The sequence below is a fragment of the Arthrobacter sp. 01T425 genome (genome assembly GCF_056398725.1).
The window spans coordinates 60,678-77,345 of the sequence record NZ_JBFTPY010000014.1 but is presented as its reverse complement, the minus strand read 5'-3'; the positions used below and the strand labels follow the sequence as shown (position 1 = coordinate 77,345).

General features: G+C 68.4%; 16 protein-coding genes. 12 read left to right on the top strand and 4 right to left on the bottom strand.

All coding sequences use genetic code 11. From position 1 onward, the window contains the following. Positions 1 to 10: 10 nt before the first annotated feature. Positions 11 to 1,336, bottom strand: coding sequence for an MFS transporter (locus AC1DNG_RS15740; RefSeq protein WP_476887727.1), 1,326 nt, complete (start codon positions 1,334 to 1,336; stop codon positions 11 to 13). A gap of 90 nt (positions 1,337 to 1,426) precedes the next feature. Here AC1DNG_RS15740 and AC1DNG_RS15735 point away from each other — a divergent pair, with 90 nt between their 5' ends. After that, on the top strand, positions 1,427 to 2,449 hold the full coding sequence (locus AC1DNG_RS15735) for a LysR family transcriptional regulator (RefSeq protein ID WP_476887726.1): 1,023 nt from the start codon (positions 1,427 to 1,429) through the stop codon (positions 2,447 to 2,449). A gap of 193 nt (positions 2,450 to 2,642) precedes the next feature. Here the strand turns inward: AC1DNG_RS15735 and AC1DNG_RS15730 are convergent, their stop codons facing one another. Continuing rightward, positions 2,643 to 3,707, bottom strand: a complete 1,065-nt coding sequence (locus AC1DNG_RS15730; RefSeq protein WP_476887725.1) for a nitronate monooxygenase — start codon at positions 3,705 to 3,707, stop codon at positions 2,643 to 2,645. 51 nt (positions 3,708 to 3,758) lie between these two features. Here AC1DNG_RS15730 and AC1DNG_RS15725 point away from each other — a divergent pair, with 51 nt between their 5' ends. From AC1DNG_RS15725 to AC1DNG_RS15685, 9 genes are all read left to right on the top strand, one after another. After that, complete coding sequence (locus tag AC1DNG_RS15725; RefSeq protein WP_476887743.1) at positions 3,759 to 4,697, top strand: N-acetylglucosamine kinase; 939 nt, start codon at positions 3,759 to 3,761, stop codon at positions 4,695 to 4,697. 34 nt (positions 4,698 to 4,731) lie between these two features. Continuing rightward, positions 4,732 to 5,187, top strand: a complete 456-nt coding sequence (locus AC1DNG_RS15720) for an NUDIX hydrolase (protein ID WP_028275721.1) — start codon at positions 4,732 to 4,734, stop codon at positions 5,185 to 5,187. Between the two features lie 325 nt (positions 5,188 to 5,512). After that, positions 5,513 to 6,694, top strand: a complete 1,182-nt coding sequence (gene rsgA, locus AC1DNG_RS15715; RefSeq protein WP_476887724.1) for a ribosome small subunit-dependent GTPase A — start codon at positions 5,513 to 5,515, stop codon at positions 6,692 to 6,694. 226 nt (positions 6,695 to 6,920) lie between these two features. After that, the gene (locus tag AC1DNG_RS15710) at positions 6,921 to 8,024 is read left to right on the top strand and encodes an ABC transporter ATP-binding protein (protein ID WP_476887723.1); all 1,104 of its coding nucleotides are present in this window, start codon (positions 6,921 to 6,923) and stop codon (positions 8,022 to 8,024) included. Then, positions 8,024 to 8,764, top strand: coding sequence for an ABC transporter permease (locus AC1DNG_RS15705; protein WP_230008996.1), 741 nt, complete (start codon positions 8,024 to 8,026; stop codon positions 8,762 to 8,764). Before AC1DNG_RS15710 ends, AC1DNG_RS15705 begins: the two co-directional genes overlap by 1 nt. Continuing rightward, on the top strand, positions 8,761 to 9,507 hold the full coding sequence (locus AC1DNG_RS15700) for an ABC transporter permease (protein WP_223913873.1): 747 nt from the start codon (positions 8,761 to 8,763) through the stop codon (positions 9,505 to 9,507). Before AC1DNG_RS15705 ends, AC1DNG_RS15700 begins: the two co-directional genes overlap by 4 nt. Further along, on the top strand, positions 9,504 to 10,469 hold the full coding sequence (locus tag AC1DNG_RS15695; protein ID WP_223913874.1) for an ABC transporter substrate-binding protein: 966 nt from the start codon (positions 9,504 to 9,506) through the stop codon (positions 10,467 to 10,469). The genes AC1DNG_RS15700 and AC1DNG_RS15695 overlap by 4 nt, the downstream gene beginning before the upstream one ends. 131 nt (positions 10,470 to 10,600) lie before the next feature. Then, positions 10,601 to 11,821, top strand: coding sequence for a pyridoxal phosphate-dependent aminotransferase (locus AC1DNG_RS15690; protein ID WP_079550274.1), 1,221 nt, complete (start codon positions 10,601 to 10,603; stop codon positions 11,819 to 11,821). Positions 11,822 to 11,891: 70 nt separating this feature from the next. Then, the gene (locus AC1DNG_RS15685; protein WP_476850328.1) at positions 11,892 to 12,746 is read left to right on the top strand and encodes a polyphosphate kinase 2 family protein; all 855 of its coding nucleotides are present in this window, start codon (positions 11,892 to 11,894) and stop codon (positions 12,744 to 12,746) included. Positions 12,747 to 12,782: 36 nt separating this feature from the next. Here AC1DNG_RS15685 and AC1DNG_RS15680 read toward each other — a convergent pair whose 3' ends face one another. Next, positions 12,783 to 13,013 carry an exodeoxyribonuclease VII small subunit gene (locus AC1DNG_RS15680; protein ID WP_476850329.1) on the bottom strand — a complete coding sequence of 77 codons (231 nt, stop codon included), beginning with the start codon at positions 13,011 to 13,013 and terminating at the stop codon, positions 12,783 to 12,785. Positions 13,014 to 13,129: 116 nt separating this feature from the next. Continuing rightward, positions 13,130 to 14,416, bottom strand: coding sequence for an exodeoxyribonuclease VII large subunit (gene xseA / locus AC1DNG_RS15675; protein WP_476887722.1), 1,287 nt, complete (start codon positions 14,414 to 14,416; stop codon positions 13,130 to 13,132). 255 nt (positions 14,417 to 14,671) lie between these two features. Here xseA and AC1DNG_RS15670 point away from each other — a divergent pair, with 255 nt between their 5' ends. Both AC1DNG_RS15670 and AC1DNG_RS15665 read left to right on the top strand, forming a co-directional pair. Further along, entirely contained in the window at positions 14,672 to 15,532 is an 861-nt protein-coding gene (locus AC1DNG_RS15670; protein WP_476850330.1) for a hypothetical protein, read from the top strand. 9 nt (positions 15,533 to 15,541) lie between these two features. Further along, positions 15,542 to 16,630, top strand: coding sequence for a 4-hydroxy-3-methylbut-2-enyl diphosphate reductase (locus AC1DNG_RS15665; RefSeq protein ID WP_018773787.1), 1,089 nt, complete (start codon positions 15,542 to 15,544; stop codon positions 16,628 to 16,630). Positions 16,631 to 16,668 lie beyond the last annotated feature (38 nt).

Here is a 16,668-nt window from a genome sequence, read left to right as displayed (position 1 = left end):
GGTCCGGTGCCTAGCCCGATGCCGTGACCCTGCCGGCGGCCGCGGTGCCGGTTGCGGGCACCGGCGCGGGATGCGCGACGGCGGTGATTGCCGCCGTCGCGCCGGCCAGTCCGATGACCGTCAGCGCAAGGGCCGTCCAGCCGAACCGCTGGAAGACCAGGCCGCCGGCCCAGCCAAGCACGCTGGAGCCGAGGTAGTAGGCAAGGTTGTACAGCGAGGCGGCCTGCGCCCGGCCCGTCGTGGCGATCAGCCCGGTCCAGCCGGATCCGATGCTGTGTGCCGCGAAGAAGCCGCCCGTGAACAGCAGCAATCCCGCCAGGATCGCGGCCAGCTGTTCCGTGAGCGTCAGGGCCAGGCCGCCTGCCATCAGTGCGGTGCCGGCGATCAGGACGGTGCGCCGGCCGAACCGCGACGTCAGGCCCGCTGCCCAGCGCGCCGAGACGGTTCCGGAGAGGTAGGCCAGGAAGATCAGGCTGATCGCGGTGGCGGGCAGGCTGAACGGCTCCCCTGACAGCCGGAATCCGAGGTAGTTGTAGACGGCCACGAAACCGCCCATGAGCAGGAATGCCTGGACGTACAGGGCCAGGAGCCGGGGATTGCGGCCATGGCCGGCCAGCGTGCGAAAGGCCCCGCGGAAGCCGCCCGCGGCCGCGGCGGTGAAGCCCTTGGCCCGGGGCACCAGAACAAGGAACAGGACTGCCGCTCCGCTAGCCAGAACGGAGACCGCCAGGGCCGCGGCCCGCCAGCCCCACAGTTCACCCGCGGGTCCGGCGACCAGCCGGCCGGCCAGGCCGCCCAGGGTGGTCCCGGCGACATAGCTCCCGGCGGCGACGGCGGCGTGGGCCTTGTTGACCTCCTCGTTGAGATACGCGATCGCGATCGCCGGGATGCCGCCGAGGGCCATTCCCTCCAGCATCCGCAGGCACAGCAGCACGGGGAAGCTGGGGGCCAGGGGGACCAGCAGGCCCAGGACGGTGGCCGCTGAGATGCCCCACATCATTGCCCGGACCCGGCCGATCCGGTCGGCCAGGAAGGACCAGGGGAGCACCGTCAGGGCCAGCCCTACCGTTGCCAGGGAGATGGTCAGCGCGGCCTCGGCGGCCGAGACGCGAAGATCCGCCGCCAGGAGCGGGAGCACCGCCTGGGTGGCGTAGAGCTGGGCGAAGGTTGCGACGCCGGCAAAGGCAAGCCCGGCGAGGATCCGGCGGTAGGCCGTGGAGCCCTTCGGATGGCCAGCCCATGCGGCAGCGTTGGCTGCAGAATCAGCTGCGAGATTGGCTGCGTCCTTGGCCGCGGGGCGTGGGCCGGTGCCGGTGGGTGCGGAAATGCGTGGCATGCCTTCAGGCTAAAGCCTGCCCGAGGGATGCTTCCAATGCATGATTTCCATAGAATAGATAGCAAATATGGATCAGTGTCGGAGGGGAACATGGACGTCGAACACAGGCAGCTCGTGCAGCTGCTGCCCCTGCTGCCGATGCTGGCGGAACTGGGGCGGACGGAGCACATTACCGAGACGGCCGAGCTCCTGGGCCTGCCGCAGTCGACCGTGAGCCGTGCCATTGCGCGGGCCAGTGCCATCGTGGGGACGGAGCTGCTGATCCGGGACGGCCGGGGCGTGCGGTTGACGCCCGCGGCGAAGGCGCTCATGCCCCACGTCGAGGCTGCCCTGGCCGAATTCCAGACGGGGCTGGACAGCGTCAGGCACGAGTCGGAGGTGGTCCGCGGCCGGATCGCCGTGTCGTTCCAGCACACCTTCGGCGAGGCAATGCTGCCGCTGCTCATCAGTGCGTTCCGGAGCAGGCACCCGCAGACTGCCTTTGACCTCAGCCAGGGTGCACGGGACGGCTGCCTCGCGGAACTGGCCGCGGGCTCCGCCGACGTGGCGCTCACGGCACCCGTTGCCACACCCAGCAAGCGAATCGGTTCGGCCGCGCTGTACCGCGAACCGTTGCGCCTGGTGGTCCACCACCGGCATGCCCTGGCCGGCCGCCGTCGGGCCAAGGTTGCCGAGATCCGGCAGGAGCCCTTCGTGGCGATGGGGTCCGGCTACGGCATGCGCTCGCTGACCGACGCGTTGTTCCGGGAGGCGGGGTTCCGCCCGCGCATTGCCTTCGAGAGCCAGGACTCGCACACCGTCCGCGGCCTCGTCTCGGCCGGGCTCGGCGTCAGCATTCTGCCGCCCGGCGGCTCCGCACCCGGCAGAGCCGCACAAAACAGCCACCACCCGTCGCGGGGCACCGAAGCCGACGACGGCGGACCGGGCTGGGTGGAGATTCCCCTGGATTCAGTCCTGGCGTTCCGCGAGATCGGCCTCGCTTGGCGGGAGCCGGTTTCGCGGAATGCCGTGGCCGATCCCGAGTCCGATCCCGTGCGCTTGTTCCGCGAATTCGTGCTCCGCGACGGTCCGGCGCTCCTGGCAGGCTTCGTGCGCGAACGCTCGGCAGGCTGAGCCGGGCCGGTGCGCTGAGGCCGAGCCGGAGCCCGTGCGCTCAGGCCGGTGCGCTCCGGTCGCCGGTTGGCCCCGAGGTCGCCGTAAAGTGACGGCGGTTTGGCACGTTTCCGGCGACTTCGGAGTTCGGCCAGGTCCGGCCGGATTCCGATGGTCGGGGTCCTGAGGGGGTCGGCGGGGGCTGCTGCTGCGCTCAGCGGCCGGCGAGCAGCCCTTGCACGACGCCGGCCACGGGTCCGGCTTGTGCCTTCTGCCAGCCCGTGCCCGCCCACAGGTTCAGGCGTTCCGCGTCGCCGGCTGCGGTGGCCGCGGCCCGCAGGGGCGCCGTGAGGTGGTGGACGACAGGGTAGGCCTCCGGCGCCTCGGGGTGGTCGCGGACGAATTCGTTCTCCAGGGCCCGGGCCTGCCGGCCGGTGAAGGCGCGTGTCAGCCGGGTTCGGGTGAAGTGCGGATCGGCCAGGGCATCTTTGTGCAGCTGTTTGGCGCCGCTTTGGTCAGTGCGGAGAAACGCGGTGCCGAGCTGGGCTGCGACGGCCCCGGCACGCAGCACGGCGTCCAGCCCGGCCGCATCCATGATGCCGCCCGCAGCCACCAGCGGAAGGTCGACGGCGGACCGCACCTCGGCGAGCAGCTCCGCCGTCGTGCCGCCCGGCTCCGCTGTCGTGCCGCCCGGCTGCGCCGCGTCAGCCGGCTCCGGGGCCGGAAGGAAGGCCGCGCTGTGTCCGCCGGCGCTCGCGTGCTGCACGACGAGGGCGTCCACGCCTTGCCCTGCCGCCTGCACGGCCTCGGCCGCGTTGGTGACAGTGGCCAGCACCGCCGACCCCGCCCGCTGCAGGGCCCGAACGACGTCCGGTCCGGGCAGCCCGAAGGCGAAACTGACCAGCTCCACGGGGTCTGAGAGCAGGGCATCGATCTTTCCCTGCCATTCGTCGTCGTCGTCGAGCCGCAACTGCGGAAGCTCGACGCCGTAGCGCCGGGCGTCGGTGCGCAGCTGCTGCCGGTAATTCTCGAGTTCCGCCAGCACCGCCGCGGAGGGCGGCAGCTGGGCCGGATCCGGGACAAACACATTCATGCCGCACCGGGCGCCGGACTCCCGGATGGTGCGGATTTCCGCCTGCATGGCCGCCACGCTCTTGTAGCCGGCCGCGAGGAAGCCCAGCCCGCCGGCCCGGTGTACGGCCTCGACGAAGGCCGGTGTGGAGGTGCCTCCGGCCATGGGCGCCGCGATGACGGGTGTGCCGAAAAGATCGTGGGGCATTGCGGGCTCCTTGCAGCGATTCAGTAACCTGTTCCAGTGACTAACACTGATATGCCGCCGGCGGCGGACTCCGTTCCATCTTCCACCACGCCATCTGCTACGGCGAGGACAGGTGCCGTGATCGGACTGGACATCGGCGGCACCAAAACCCGGGGCGTCAGGTTCGAGGACGGCGCGCCCGTTGCCGATGAATCGGTGGGCAGCTCCAATGTCCAGAACGTCAGCCCCGAGGAAGCCGCCTTCAACCTCGCGGAACTCTTCGCCAGGATCGGCGGGGGAGACGTCGCCGAGGTCTACGCCGGAGCCGGCGGCATCGACACCGATGACGACGCCGCGGCGCTCGCGGCACTGATTGCCCCGCACGTGCCCGGTGCCCGGATCACGGTGGTCCACGACTCCCGGCTGCTGCTTGCCGCAGGCGGCGCCAGCACCGGCGTCGCCGTCATAGCCGGCACCGGATCGGCCGCGTGGGGCAAGAATGGTCGCGGCGAGGAGGCCCGGGCCGGTGGCTGGGGCTACCTGCTCGGCGACGAGGGCAGCGGCTACTGGCTGGGCCGGGAGGCAGTCCGCCACAGCCTGCGCCGGATGAACCAGGGGCTGGAACCCGACGAACTCTCCACTGCCCTGCTGGCATCCTGCGGGGTGGATGACCCGAACAAGCTGATCGCCATGTTCCACTCGCCCGAGACCGGTCGCCGGTTCTGGGCCCAGCAGGCCCGTCTCGTGGTGGAGGCTGCAGACGCCGGGCATGCGCCGAGCCGGGCCCTCATGGAGCAGGCCGGGCGCGACCTCGCCGACCTCGCCGCGCAGACCGTCCGGCAGCTCGGTATCGAGGGCCCCGTCATTCTGGGCGGCGGACTCGGCATGAACGTGCCGGGGCTCCAGGAGTCGTTCCGCACGGCACTGGCCGCCGCGGGGATCACCGATGTCCGGGTCCTGGCGCAGGAGCCGGTGTTCGGGGTGCTGCAGCTGGTGGCGGAACAGGGCTAGACGGAGGCAATCCTCCGGCCACTACGCTGGGGGGATGAGCATGCAATTCGACACCCGGCCAGCCGCCTACGCCGTAATCATCCGCGATGCCGGGATCCTCCTGGCGTACTGGAAGCAGGACGGCCGCGAGGGCTGGACGCTGCCCGGCGGCGGCCTGGACCTGGCCGAACACCCGGTGGACGGGTGCCGACGCGAGATTCACGAGGAAACCGGTTACGACGCCGAGGTCGGCGCCATGCTCGGGATCGACGTCGGGCACTGGCCGTCCGAAGTCCGGCTCGACGGCGGCGTACGGGACTTCCAGTCGCTCCGGCTGGTCTACGAGGCGACGATCACGGGCGGGGAACTGCGTCACGAAGTGAACGGCAGCACCACCCACGCGGCCTGGATTCCACTGGATGAGGTGGCGCAGCTAAACCGGGTCTCGCTCGTGGATGCCGGGCTGCGTCTGTACCGTGAGCGGCCGCTGAACGGAAAACTTTCCGGCTAAACCGCTGGCCAGGCACGGGCACCATGGCTATCCTGTAGAAACCGCCGGCCGCAGCAGGCCGGCAATCGACGGGGAGGTGGAAGCAATGAATGCGATATTTCTGAGCGCGCAGCGCACCGATACAAGCCATGTCATTACTCCTGCCCCGTCCCACGGCGCAGCCTAGCCATCGAGCGCTAGTCTCCGCGCGCGGCATCCAAACCTCCGCCGCCCGCAATGCGCCGCACCACGGGGCCCCACCAAAGGGTTTTCGTTGACCATTCATCCTGCATCCCGGGGCGCCGGCAGCGCCCTCATTACCAATTCATCCGAACCTCATTCATCTGTGCCTCATGTGGCCGGGCCCTCCGACGAGGCTGGCCCCGAGGGTCCTGTCCTCTACGGCTACACCGCCGGCGTCGCCGAGCGGTTCGCGGCCCAGCCGGTGCCGGGCGGCGACCGCCCGGGCCGCGTCATCCGGGTGGACCGCAACCTCGTCCTGGTGGCCGAGGGCGGCGGAACCGCCCACCTGCCCTACCCGCGCGGCGGGGAGCTTCCCGCCACCGGGGACTGGGTCTGGCTGGGTCCGAACGCGGCGGGGGAACCCGCCATCGTGGGCATCCTGCCCCGCCACTCGGAGCTGAGCCGCAAGCGTGCCTTCGAGGCCTCGTCCGAGGCGCAGGTCCTTGGCGCCAACATGGACGTCGTCGGGATCGTCGTTCCCGTGGATCGTCCGCTCACGCACAACCGGCTCGAACGGACCCTGGTTGCGGCGTGGGACTCCGGTGCCACACCGCTCGTGATCATCACGAAGGCGGACATCGCGGACCTCGCGGACGACGTCGTGGCGACGGTCGTGCGCCAGGCAGCCGGCGTCGACGTCGTCACCACCTCTGCCGAGAACGGCGATGGCCTCGACGAAGTGCTGGGCCATCTGCCGCCCGGCGGCACGCTGGTGCTGCTGGGGCCCTCCGGCGCCGGAAAATCCACGCTCATCAATGCCCTCGCCGGCGTCCCGGCCCAGGAGACGGGGGCAGTGCGGGCGGGCGACGGCAAGGGCAGGCACACCACCACGTCCCGCGCGCTCGTTCCCCTGCCCGGCGGCGCCGTCCTGATGGACACGCCGGGGGTGCGCGGCTTCGGGGTCTTCGACGCCGAGGGAGGAATGGAGGAGATGTTCGGCGACCTCGAAGAGCTCTTCGAGCACTGCCGCTTCTCGGACTGCGCGCACGGCCGGGAACCCGGCTGTGCCGTGCAGGCGGCGCTCGCCGACGGCGTACTGGAGGACCGCCGGTGGGCCAGCTACCTGAAGCTGCAACGCGAACTCGCCGCCCTGGCGCGCCGCCACGACGCGGCCGCGCGGCGCGCCTACCAGCGGGAATGGCACCAGAAGATCGTCGTAGCGGGCAAGAGCCAGCGGTCGGCCGAACGGGACAACCACGAGAACGCGCACGGCGGCGGAAAGAGCCGCCAGGACGGAAATACCAGAAATAACAGTGGCGCGAAGGGTGCACGGCGGCCCCGCTGAAGCACACCGCCCGGTGAGACAAGGGCCGCGGTGGCGCGCCGGAAGGATTTCCGGCGCGCCACCCATCCAAAATCGTTGTGCTTCCGAAGCCTTACGGGAGCCCCGCGCCGCTGACATAGTCCGGGGTGCTGGTTAGTCTATGAGCTAACTGCTTTATGGCCAGCACACTGACGAACCGTGCGCTGGCCCGACCAATGTTGCCGCCAACAGTTAGGTAAGCCCGGAAATGGCCGAAGCCATGATCGAGTTCCAGAACGTCACCAAGCAGTACCAGGGCGGTCAGGCCGCCGTTGACGGGCTGACCATGTCCATCGATAAGGGCGCCATCACTGTCTTCGTCGGACCCTCCGGCTGCGGTAAGACCACGTCCCTGCGGATGATCAACCGCATGGTGGAGCCCACGTCCGGCGTCATCACCGTGGACGGGGCCGATGTCACTTCAATCCCTGCCGCGCAGCTGCGGCGGTCCATGGGCTACGTCATGCAGTCCTCCGGGTTGATGCCGCACCGCTCCGTGCTGGACAACATCGCCACCGTTCCCCGGCTCAACGGCGTGTCCAAAGCCGACGCCCGCAAGCGCGCCCAGGAACTGCTCGACGTCGTCGGGCTGGCCTCCTCGCTCGGCAAGCGGTACCCGTCCCAGCTCTCGGGCGGACAGCAGCAGCGCGTAGGAGTGGCCCGGGCACTCGCGGCCGATCCTCCGGTGCTGCTCATGGACGAGCCCTTCAGCGCCGTGGACCCGGTGGTCCGCGACGAACTCCAGAAGGAGCTCCTCCGGCTCCAGCACGACCTGGCCAAGACGATCGTCTTCGTCACCCACGACATCGACGAGGCCACCGTCCTGGGCGACAAAGTGGCCGTGTTCGCCGTCGGCGGCAAGCTGGCGCAGTACGCCGCCCCGGCGGAGATCCTGCGGGCCCCGGCAAACGAGTTCGTGGCCTCCTTCGTGGGCCGTGACCGCGGGTTCCGGCACCTTGCGTTCAGCCCCTCGGACGGTGTCACCATCCACCCCGTCCCCACTCTCACGCCCGATCAGCTCAGGGGTGAGGGCAGCTCCGATGAATGGCAGCTGGTGGTCGACGACGCTCTCCGGCCCCTGGGCTGGGCCGGGCCCCGCAGCGCCACCGGAACCGCCCCGGCGATGGTTCCCGGAGGCTCCCTGTTCCGGAAGGGGGACACGCTCCGCCGGGCACTGGACGCGGCCCTGTCCTCACCCTCGGGCCTCGGCGTCGCCGTGGACGACGACGGCCGGGTGGCCGGAGTCATCGGAGCCGCCGAAGTCCTCGCCGTCATCGAGTCAGACCGCAACGTCCGGCACGGAGGGCTCTGATGGAGTGGTTCCTGGCCAACAGGGCCGAAGTCTTCAGCCTCGCCGGCCAGCACCTCATCCTGGCCATCCTGCCGATGGTGTTCGGGGTCCTCATAGCCGTTCCGCTGGCCCAGCTCGCCCGGCAGAGCCGCGGGCTCCGGTCCTTGGTGCTCACCGGGTCCTCGCTGCTGTACACGATCCCCTCGCTGGCGCTTTTCATCATCCTGCCGACCATCCTCGGAACCCGGATCCTGGATCCGGTCAACGTGGTGGTGGCCCTGACCATCTACGCCATCGCCCTGCTGGTGCGCGCCACGCTGGATGCCTTCGACTCGGTGGACGAGGACCTGCGGCAGGCCGCCGTCGCCATGGGGTTCAAACCCTTCGCCCGCTTCATGCAGATCGACCTGCCGCTGTCCTTGCCGGTGTTGTTCGCCGGGCTGCGCGTGGTCTCGGTCAGCAATATCTCGCTGGTCAGCGTCGCGGCACTGCTTGGCATCGGCAACCTCGGAATGCTCTTCACCTCCGGCCTCCAGCGTGACTTCGTCACCGAAGTGGTGGTGGGCATCATCGCCATCCTTCTCCTGGCGCTGCTGATGGACGCCGTCCTGGTGCTGCTTGAACGGCTGCTGACGCCCTGGACCCGGGCCGCGGCGGCCACGGGTGGCGGCACCGGTTCGGGCGCGGGCCCGGACAGGACTGGCCCCGCCGCGGCGGCGATGCGGTTTTCGCGTCCCAAGACCGGAGGGGGAAACGCGTGAATAACGTCGTCACGGACACCTTTGCCTGGCTCAGCGATCCGGAGAACTGGTCCGGCAGTGCCGGAATCCCGGTGCGCCTGGCCGAACACCTGTTCTACACGGGCCTGGTGATGGTGATCGCCATCGCCATCGCCGTCCCGATCGGCCTGTTCGTCGGGCATACCGGCCGCGGGCGGGTTGCGATCGTGTCAGTCGCGGGCGCACTGCGCGCCCTGCCCACCCTCGGCTTGCTCACCTTGTTCGTCCTGCTCGCCGGCATCGGGCTGATGCCGCCGATCTGGGCTCTCGTGATCCTGACCGTGCCGCCGCTGCTCGCCGGCACCTACGCCGGAATCTCCAGCGTCGACCGCAACGTGGTGGATGCCGCCCGCGCCATGGGCATGACCGAGTGGCAGGTCCTGTTCCGGGCGGAATTCCCGAACGCGCTGCCGGTGATGTACGGCGGGTTCCGGACCGGGGTGCTCCAGGTGATCGCCACCGTTTCCGTGGTCGCCTACATCAACCTGGGCGGCCTGGGCCGTTACCTGTTCGACGGGCTCGTGCTCTCCGACTTCCCGCAAATGCTGGGAGGCTCGCTGCTGATCGCCGCCCTTGCCATCAGCGTCGACCTTATCCTTGCCCTTATTCAGAGGCTGTTCCTGTCACGGGGCGCCTCATCCAAGCCGAACCGCAGCCAGCAGGCTGCGGTTGATCTCACAGACCCCGTGATCGCGGAGACTGTTGTTCAAGGAGGTACGTCATGAAGGAATCCCGCCAACGAGGCCTTGGCCGGCGCGCATTCGGCGGCCTGGCCGTCGGCGTCGGCCTGGCCATGGCCCTGTCCGCCTGCGGAGGCTCATCAAACCCGCTGAGCTCGGCCCCGGCCAGCAGCGGTGCCGCCTCCGGTTCCGGCGGTGCCCTGGTGATCGGGTCGGCTGATTTCCCCGAGAGCCAGATCCTGGCCGAGGTCTACGCCGGTGCCCTGAACGCCGCGGGCGTCACCGCCAGCACCAAGCCGAACATCGGCTCGCGCGAGGTCTACATCAAAGCAGTCCAGGACGGCTCGGTGGACGTTGTTCCCGACTACAGCGGCAACCTGCTGCTGTATGTAAACAAGGACGCCACCGAGGTCTCCGCCGAAGACATCGCGAAGGCACTCCCGACCAAGCTCCCGCAGGGCCTGGCCGTGCTCGATGCCTCCAAGGCTGAGGACAAGGACGCCATGGTGGTCACCAAGGCCACGGCCGAGAAGCACCAGCTGAAGTCCATCGAAGACATGGCGAAGGTCTGCGGCGATCTCGTCATCGGCGCCCCGGCGACCTTCGCCGAGCGCGCCTACGGCCTGCCGGGCCTGGCGAAGAACTACAACTGTGTGCCCAAGAAACTCGAGCCGTTCAGCGACGGCGGCGGCGCCGTCACGCTCAAGGCGCTGCTCTCGGACCAGGTCCAGGTCGCCGACATCTACACCACCACCCCGTCCATCCCGGACAACGACCTCGTGGTGCTGGAGGATCCGAAGAACAACTTCATCGCCCAGCAGGTGCTGCCGCTGTACAACTCGGCCAAGATGACGGACAAGGCAAAGGAAACGCTCAACGCGGTGTCCAAGGTCCTCACCACGGAAGACCTCATCAACCTCAACCGTGCCGTGAGCGGCAGCCAGAAGCAGAACCCGAAAGATGCCGCCGACGCGTGGCTGAAGGAAAAGGGCCTCGCCCAGCAGTAGGCCACTGGCGACCCTGCGACGCCGGTGTCCGGGCTTACAGCCCGGGCACCGGCGTCGTTGTTGTTACTGCGGCGCCCGTGTGTGAGTCATGTCTCAGCGGAAGTACATCCTCCATATGGCATATTTGATGAATGGCAGAATTCAAGCAGTCCACCAAGCTTCATAATGTCCTTTACGACATCCGTGGACCGATTCTTCAGGCCGCCCAGCAGATGGAGGCGGAGGGTCATCGCATCCTCAAACTGAACATCGGAAACCCGGCCCCGTTCGGGTTTGAAGCGCCGGACGCGATCCTGGTGGACATGATCCGCCACCTGCCGCATGCCCAGGGCTACAGCGACTCGCGCGGCATTTTTTCGGCCCGCACCGCCGTGTCGCAGTACTACCAGACCCGCGGGATCCAGAACATCCACGTGGATGACATCTACCTCGGCAACGGCGTCAGCGAACTGATCACAATGTCGCTCATGGCCCTGCTCGACGACGGCGATGAGGTCCTCATCCCCACCCCGGACTACCCGCTGTGGACGGCCTCGGTTGCCCTGGCCGGCGGGAAACCCGTGCACTACCTCTGCGACGAGGAATCCGGCTGGCAGCCCGACCTCGAGGACATGGAAGCGAAGATCACGCCGCGCACCAAGGGCATCGTGGTCATCAACCCGAACAACCCGACAGGTGCGGTGTACCCGAAGGCGACGCTGAAGAAGATCGTTGCCCTCGCGGAGAAACACGGCCTGGTGCTCTTCGCCGACGAGATCTACGAGAAGATCCTCTACGAAGACGCGGTACACGTAAACCTCGCCTCGCTCACCGGCGACGATGTCCTGTGCCTGACCTTCAGCGGGCTCTCCAAGGCCTACCGGGTCTGCGGCTTCCGGGCCGGCTGGATGGCCATCTCCGGGCCGAAAAAGGCCGCCGCGGACTACCTCGAGGGCATCAACCTGCTGGCCAACATGCGCCTCTGCGCCAATGTGCCGGCCCAGCACGCCATCCAGACCGCCCTCGGCGGCTACCAGAGCATCAACGACCTCATCCTGCCCGGCGGGCGCCTCCTGGAACAGCGGAACAAGGCCTATGACATGCTCAACGCCATCCCGGGCGTCAGCACGCAGCAGGCGCGCGGGGCCATGTATCTGTTCCCGAAGCTGGACCCCGAGGTCTACCACATCCGCGACGACGAGAAATTTGTCCTGGACCTGCTCCGCGAGCAGAAGATTCTCCTGTCCCACGGAAGGGCGTTCAACTGGGTCCGGCCGGACCACTTCCGGATGGTGACGCTGCCGAACGTCAAGGACCTCGAGGAAGCAATCAACCGCATGGCGGACTTCCTGAGCCGGTATAAGGGGAACTAGGCTTCGGTCAGCAGCGGAGCTCGGGAACTCGCCCGCGCAGCGGCTGCACGAAACTGGAAAGAGGCTTTCCATGACAGATGCTGTGATGTTCGAGCGGCACCCCGCCGAGACGCTGCTGGTCGGAAAAAAATTCAAGCTGAAGGACTGCGACCCGGACTCCACCCCGGGCTACCCGGGCGGGAAATCCGACGGCGAGGCGCTCCTGGCAGAGCTCGATGGCAAGCTGACCACCCTGCAGGAGCAGCTTTTCGCCGAATCCCGGTTCGGCGGCACCAAGCGCATCCTGCTGGTCCTGCAGGCGATGGATACCGCAGGCAAGGGCGGGATCGTCAACCATGTCATGGGCCAGATGGACCCGCAGGGTGTCCAGCTCAAGTCCTTCAAGGCGCCGACCCCGGAGGAGAAATCCTACGATTTCCTCTGGCGGATCGAGAAGGCAGTGCCGGGGGCCGGCATGGTGGGCGTCTTTGACCGCTCGCATTACGAGGACGTCCTGATTCACCGGGTCCACCGCTGGGCAAGTCCCGAGGAACTGGAGCGGCGCTACAAGGCCATCAACGAATTCGAGGCAAGGCAGGCGGCAGCCGGGACCACGGTGGTCAAGGTCATGCTCAACATCAGCCGGGACGAGCAGAAGGACCGGCTGCTCGCCAGGCTGGATGACGAAACCAAGGTGTGGAAGTACAGCAGCACCGACCTCAAGGAGCGCGCCTTCTGGAACGACTACATGGATGCGTACCAGGAGGCGTTCGAGAAGACGGCCACTGACATCGCGCCCTGGTACGTCGTGCCGGCCAACAAGAAGTGGTACGCCCGCATCGCGGTGCAGCAGCTGATGCTGGACGCCCTGGAAGGGCTGAAGCTGCAGTGGCCGGATCCGGAGTTCGACGTCGATCTGGAACGGGATCTGGTCGAGCGCTCCTAATACGGAGGGAACCGGCACGCCGCGGCGTGCCGGTGCCTAGCTCTTGTCCGCGGCCTGGTCCCGGGCCGCGGCGAGCCGCTTGCGGGCGCCTTCCAGCCACTGTTCGCAGCGCTTGGCCAGCGCTTCGCCGCGTTCCCACAGCGCAAGCGATTCCTCCAGGCTTGCGCCGCCGGCCTCCAGCTTGCCCACCACGGCGACCAGCTGCTCGCGGGCGTCCTCGTAGCTGAGGGCCTCGATGTCGGCGTTCGGGTTGGGTTCTGCTGCCATGTGGGTGCTCCTTGATTGTCGCGGTTTGTGCCGCGGTGACGCTGTCTGTGGTGCTGACGGTGGTGCCTGTTCGGGGCGCTGACGGGTGGCCGTGTGGGCACGTCCGTCCGCCGGGGTTATTCCTCGGCCGGTTCCTGGCCGCCGGTGGATTGGGCCGTGAACCGGCCGCCGGCCACCCGAACCGTGAGGTCCGTGCCGGCGGGCACCTGGGACGGATGGCGCACAACGTCCCGGTGCGCCGCGGGGGCGTTTCCGGCGCCGGCGAGCTGGACCACCGCGTAGCCGCGATCCAGTGTCTTTTGCGGCGAGAGTGCGCGCACCTGCGCCTTGAGGTGGACCAGTTGGTCCGCTGCCCGCACGACGGCGGCGCTGATCGCCGAGTGCGAGCGGACCTTGAGCCGTTCGACGTCCTCGTGGCGCTGGCTGATCATGACGTCGGGGGAGAGCAGCACGGGGCGCGAACGCAGGGAGGCCAGCCGGTCGCCCTCGCGTTCAACGAGCCGGGTGACCCCGCGACGGAGCTGGTCCCGTGCCTGCCGGACCCTGACAAGCTCCTCGGCGACGTCGGGAACTATCCTCTTCGCGGCGTCGGTGGGCGTTGATGCCCTGAGGTCTGCGACGTCATCGAGGATAGGCCGGTCCGCTTCGTGCCCGATCGCGCTCACCACGGGGGTGGACGCGTCCGCGACGGCCCGGATGAGCTCCTCGCTGCTGAACGGCAACAGGTCCTCGAGGGCGCCCCCGCCGCGGGCGATGACGATGACGTCGACCACGGGGTGGGCGTCGAGTTCCCGCAAGGCCGCGATCATCTGGGCTACGGCGGTGTTCCCCTGGACCGCTACTTCGCGGATCTCGAATTCGACGGCCGGCCAGCGCAGGGCGGCATTGCGCAGTACATCCTTCTTGGCGTCAGAGTCGCGGCCGGTGATCAGGCCGATCCGGTGCGGGAGCAATGGAAGCCGCTTTTTGCGCGAATCGGCAAAGAGTCCTTCGGCGGCGAGGGCCTGGCGCAGCCGCTCGATCCTGGCCAGGAGGTCGCCGAGGCCCACGGGCCGGATGTCCTTCACAGACATGTTCAGCCGGCCCGTCTTGAGCCAAAATTCGGCCTTGATCAGGGCTACAACCCGGGAACCGCGTTCCAGCGGGGCGGCCTGGCGGTCCAGCACTGTGGTCCAGACCGATGCCGGCAGCGAGATTTCGGCGTCGATGTCCCGCAGGGTCAGGTAGGCGTTGCTGCCACGCCGGTTGAGTTCGATTACCTGCCCCTCAACCCATGCCGAGGGCGCGCGGTCGATATGCATCTTGAGCTTCTGGGACAGCAACTGCAGCGGCCAGGGGTTGTCCGGACTGGTTTGGGCCGCGGTGGCCGGTAGCGTGGTGGCCGCCGCCGCGTCCTCAGGCATGCGTGGGCTCCATGGCCGGGAGTGCCTGGTGGAGTGCCTTGTGCATATGTGTGCGTGTCCTTTGCTGCGTGCCGTTTACTGCATGTCCTTACACCGCGACTGCCGGCGGCCCGCTCCCCGGCGGGTGGGCCGGCCGGCAGCCGGAAGTTGTCTCTGTCAACTCTATCCATAGCTCTACCACCGGGGTCCGACTTTATGGCCGCGCCCGGCCCCGCCCTAGGATGGGAGGGATGCCATCAACCTCCTAGGAATCCCTTGCGCACTTTTGTCTCTGCCGTCGCCGTCCTCATCGGGCTCCTGATGGCAGCCGTCGCCGTTCCAGCCATGTGGGTGGACCAGAACATCGTCCAGGAAGAGGGCTTCGTTGCCCTGACCGCGCCGCTGGGCAAGGACCCGGCGTTCCAGCAGCGGCTGGCCGCGGCCGCCGTCGACGGCCTGGCCGCCAGCGCCGGCATTCCCGAAGCCTTCACGGAGCTGGCCCGGCCGGTCCTGGACAGCGCGGCGCGCTCGCTGACGGGACTGCCCGGCTACCCCGAGGCCTGGGCTGAAACCCTGCGCAAGAGCCACCGCCTCACGTTCGCCGACCCCAGCACGCTGCCGCCGGAGGTTGACGGCTCGTCCTCGCTCACCCTGGATGTCGCGCCGCTTGCCGGGCTGGTGGCCAAGCAGGTCACTGCGGCGACCACCCTTCCGCTGGAGGCGCCCGGCCAGGTGCTGATCCATATCGGGCAGTCCGACCAGCGCCAGATGATCGAACGCGTCACCGTCTACGCCCCGATGGGCTACGCCGTTGCCGTCGGCGCGGCCATCGCCTTCATTCTGGCGTTCGTTGCGGCCCGACGCCGGTGGACCGTGCTGGTCGGAATGGGCGTTGGGACGCTGGTGCTCGCGGGGGTATGGAAGCTTGCCAGCGATGCCGCCGGCGCCGCTGTCGCCGGGACCTCGAGCGGTAACGATGTGGCGGAGCTGTTCAAGAACGAGTTCGTCGCGGCGTGCTCTGCCAGCTTCGGCCAGTGGATCGTCGTTGGTGCCGTCGCGGGAGCAGCACTGGTAGCCACGGGAGTGGCTGTCCGGGTCGCCGGCGGCCGCAAACGGGGCAGGATTGAACACCGGTAGCATGGGAGCATGACCACCACCGCTGTCTCCGTTCCGATGCCATCCGTTCCGCGCAGGCGGCGTTCCCCGGAAGACGTCCTGGCCGCGGCCCCGGTCGCCGGTCCCAAAAAGGTCCTCCTGGCAGCCCCCCGCGGCTACTGTGCCGGCGTGGACCGTGCAGTCATCGCGGTGGAAAAAGCCTTGGAACACTACGGCCCGCCGGTATATGTCCGCAAGCAGATCGTGCACAACGTCCATGTGGTCAGCTCCCTGGAGGAAAAGGGCGCCATCTTCGTCGATGAAACCGACGAGGTTCCGGAAGGCGCCCTCGTGATCTTTTCCGCGCATGGAGTCTCGCCCGCCGTCGTCCAGTCCGCCGAGGACCGCGGCCTGCGCACCATTGACGCGACCTGCCCGCTGGTCACCAAGGTGCACCGCGAAGCCGTCCGGTTCGCCAAGGATGACTTCGACATCCTGCTGATCGGCCACGACGGCCATGAGGAAGTCGAAGGCACCGCCGGCGAGGCCCCCGAACACATCCAGATCATCAACGGCCCGCACGAGGTCGACAAGGTCACGGTCCGCGACCCGGAAAAGGTCATCTGGCTCTCGCAGACCACCCTCAGCGTGGACGAGACCATGGAGACCGTGCGCCTGCTCAAGGAGCGGTTCCCCACCCTGCAGGACCCTCCCAGCGACGACATCTGCTACGCCACCACCAACCGCCAGGTGGCCATCAAGAAGATCTCGCCCCAGGCGGATCTGGTGATCGTGGTGGGCTCCGCCAACTCCTCAAACTCGGTCCGCCTCGTGGAGGTGGCGCTGGAATACGGCGCCAAGGCCTCCTACCGGGTCGACTTCGCCAACGAGGTTGACGAGACGTGGTTCGAGGGCGTCGCCACGGTGGGCGTGACGTCGGGGGCCTCTGTCCCGGAAGTCCTCGTCAAGGATGTGCTGCGGCTTCTCGCCGACTACGGCTACGGATCGGTCGAGGAAGTCGTCACGGCCGAGGAAGACCTCCTGTTCTCCCTGCCGAAGGAGCTCCGGGCCACCCTGAAGCAGGCCGGCGACGTCACCCGCGCCCTCGGCGGCCGCGGCACCCGCCCCGAACAGTCCTAGGCACCGGACAGTCCTAAGCACTGGACAGTCCTGGGTAC

What these genes read in the sequence shown, in the direction of transcription:
- AC1DNG_RS15740 (WP_476887727.1), bottom strand. Translation starts at nt 1,336, where the DNA reads ATGCCACGCATTTCCGCACCCACCGGCACCGGCCCACGCCCCGCGGCC.
- AC1DNG_RS15735 (WP_476887726.1), top strand. Translation starts at nt 1,427, where the DNA reads ATGGACGTCGAACACAGGCAGCTCGTGCAGCTGCTGCCCCTGCTGCCG.
- AC1DNG_RS15730 (WP_476887725.1), bottom strand. Translation starts at nt 3,707, where the DNA reads ATGCCCCACGATCTTTTCGGCACACCCGTCATCGCGGCGCCCATGGCC.
- AC1DNG_RS15725 (WP_476887743.1), top strand. Translation starts at nt 3,759, where the DNA reads ATGCCGCCGGCGGCGGACTCCGTTCCATCTTCCACCACGCCATCTGCT.
- AC1DNG_RS15720 (WP_028275721.1), top strand. Translation starts at nt 4,732, where the DNA reads ATGAGCATGCAATTCGACACCCGGCCAGCCGCCTACGCCGTAATCATC.
- AC1DNG_RS15710 (WP_476887723.1), top strand. Translation starts at nt 6,921, where the DNA reads ATGGCCGAAGCCATGATCGAGTTCCAGAACGTCACCAAGCAGTACCAG.
- AC1DNG_RS15705 (WP_230008996.1), top strand. Translation starts at nt 8,024, where the DNA reads ATGGAGTGGTTCCTGGCCAACAGGGCCGAAGTCTTCAGCCTCGCCGGC.
- AC1DNG_RS15695 (WP_223913874.1), top strand. Translation starts at nt 9,504, where the DNA reads ATGAAGGAATCCCGCCAACGAGGCCTTGGCCGGCGCGCATTCGGCGGC.
- AC1DNG_RS15690 (WP_079550274.1), top strand. Translation starts at nt 10,601, where the DNA reads ATGGCAGAATTCAAGCAGTCCACCAAGCTTCATAATGTCCTTTACGAC.
- AC1DNG_RS15685 (WP_476850328.1), top strand. Translation starts at nt 11,892, where the DNA reads ATGACAGATGCTGTGATGTTCGAGCGGCACCCCGCCGAGACGCTGCTG.
- AC1DNG_RS15680 (WP_476850329.1), bottom strand. Translation starts at nt 13,013, where the DNA reads ATGGCAGCAGAACCCAACCCGAACGCCGACATCGAGGCCCTCAGCTAC.
- xseA (WP_476887722.1), bottom strand. Translation starts at nt 14,416, where the DNA reads ATGCCTGAGGACGCGGCGGCGGCCACCACGCTACCGGCCACCGCGGCC.
- AC1DNG_RS15665 (WP_018773787.1), top strand. Translation starts at nt 15,542, where the DNA reads ATGACCACCACCGCTGTCTCCGTTCCGATGCCATCCGTTCCGCGCAGG.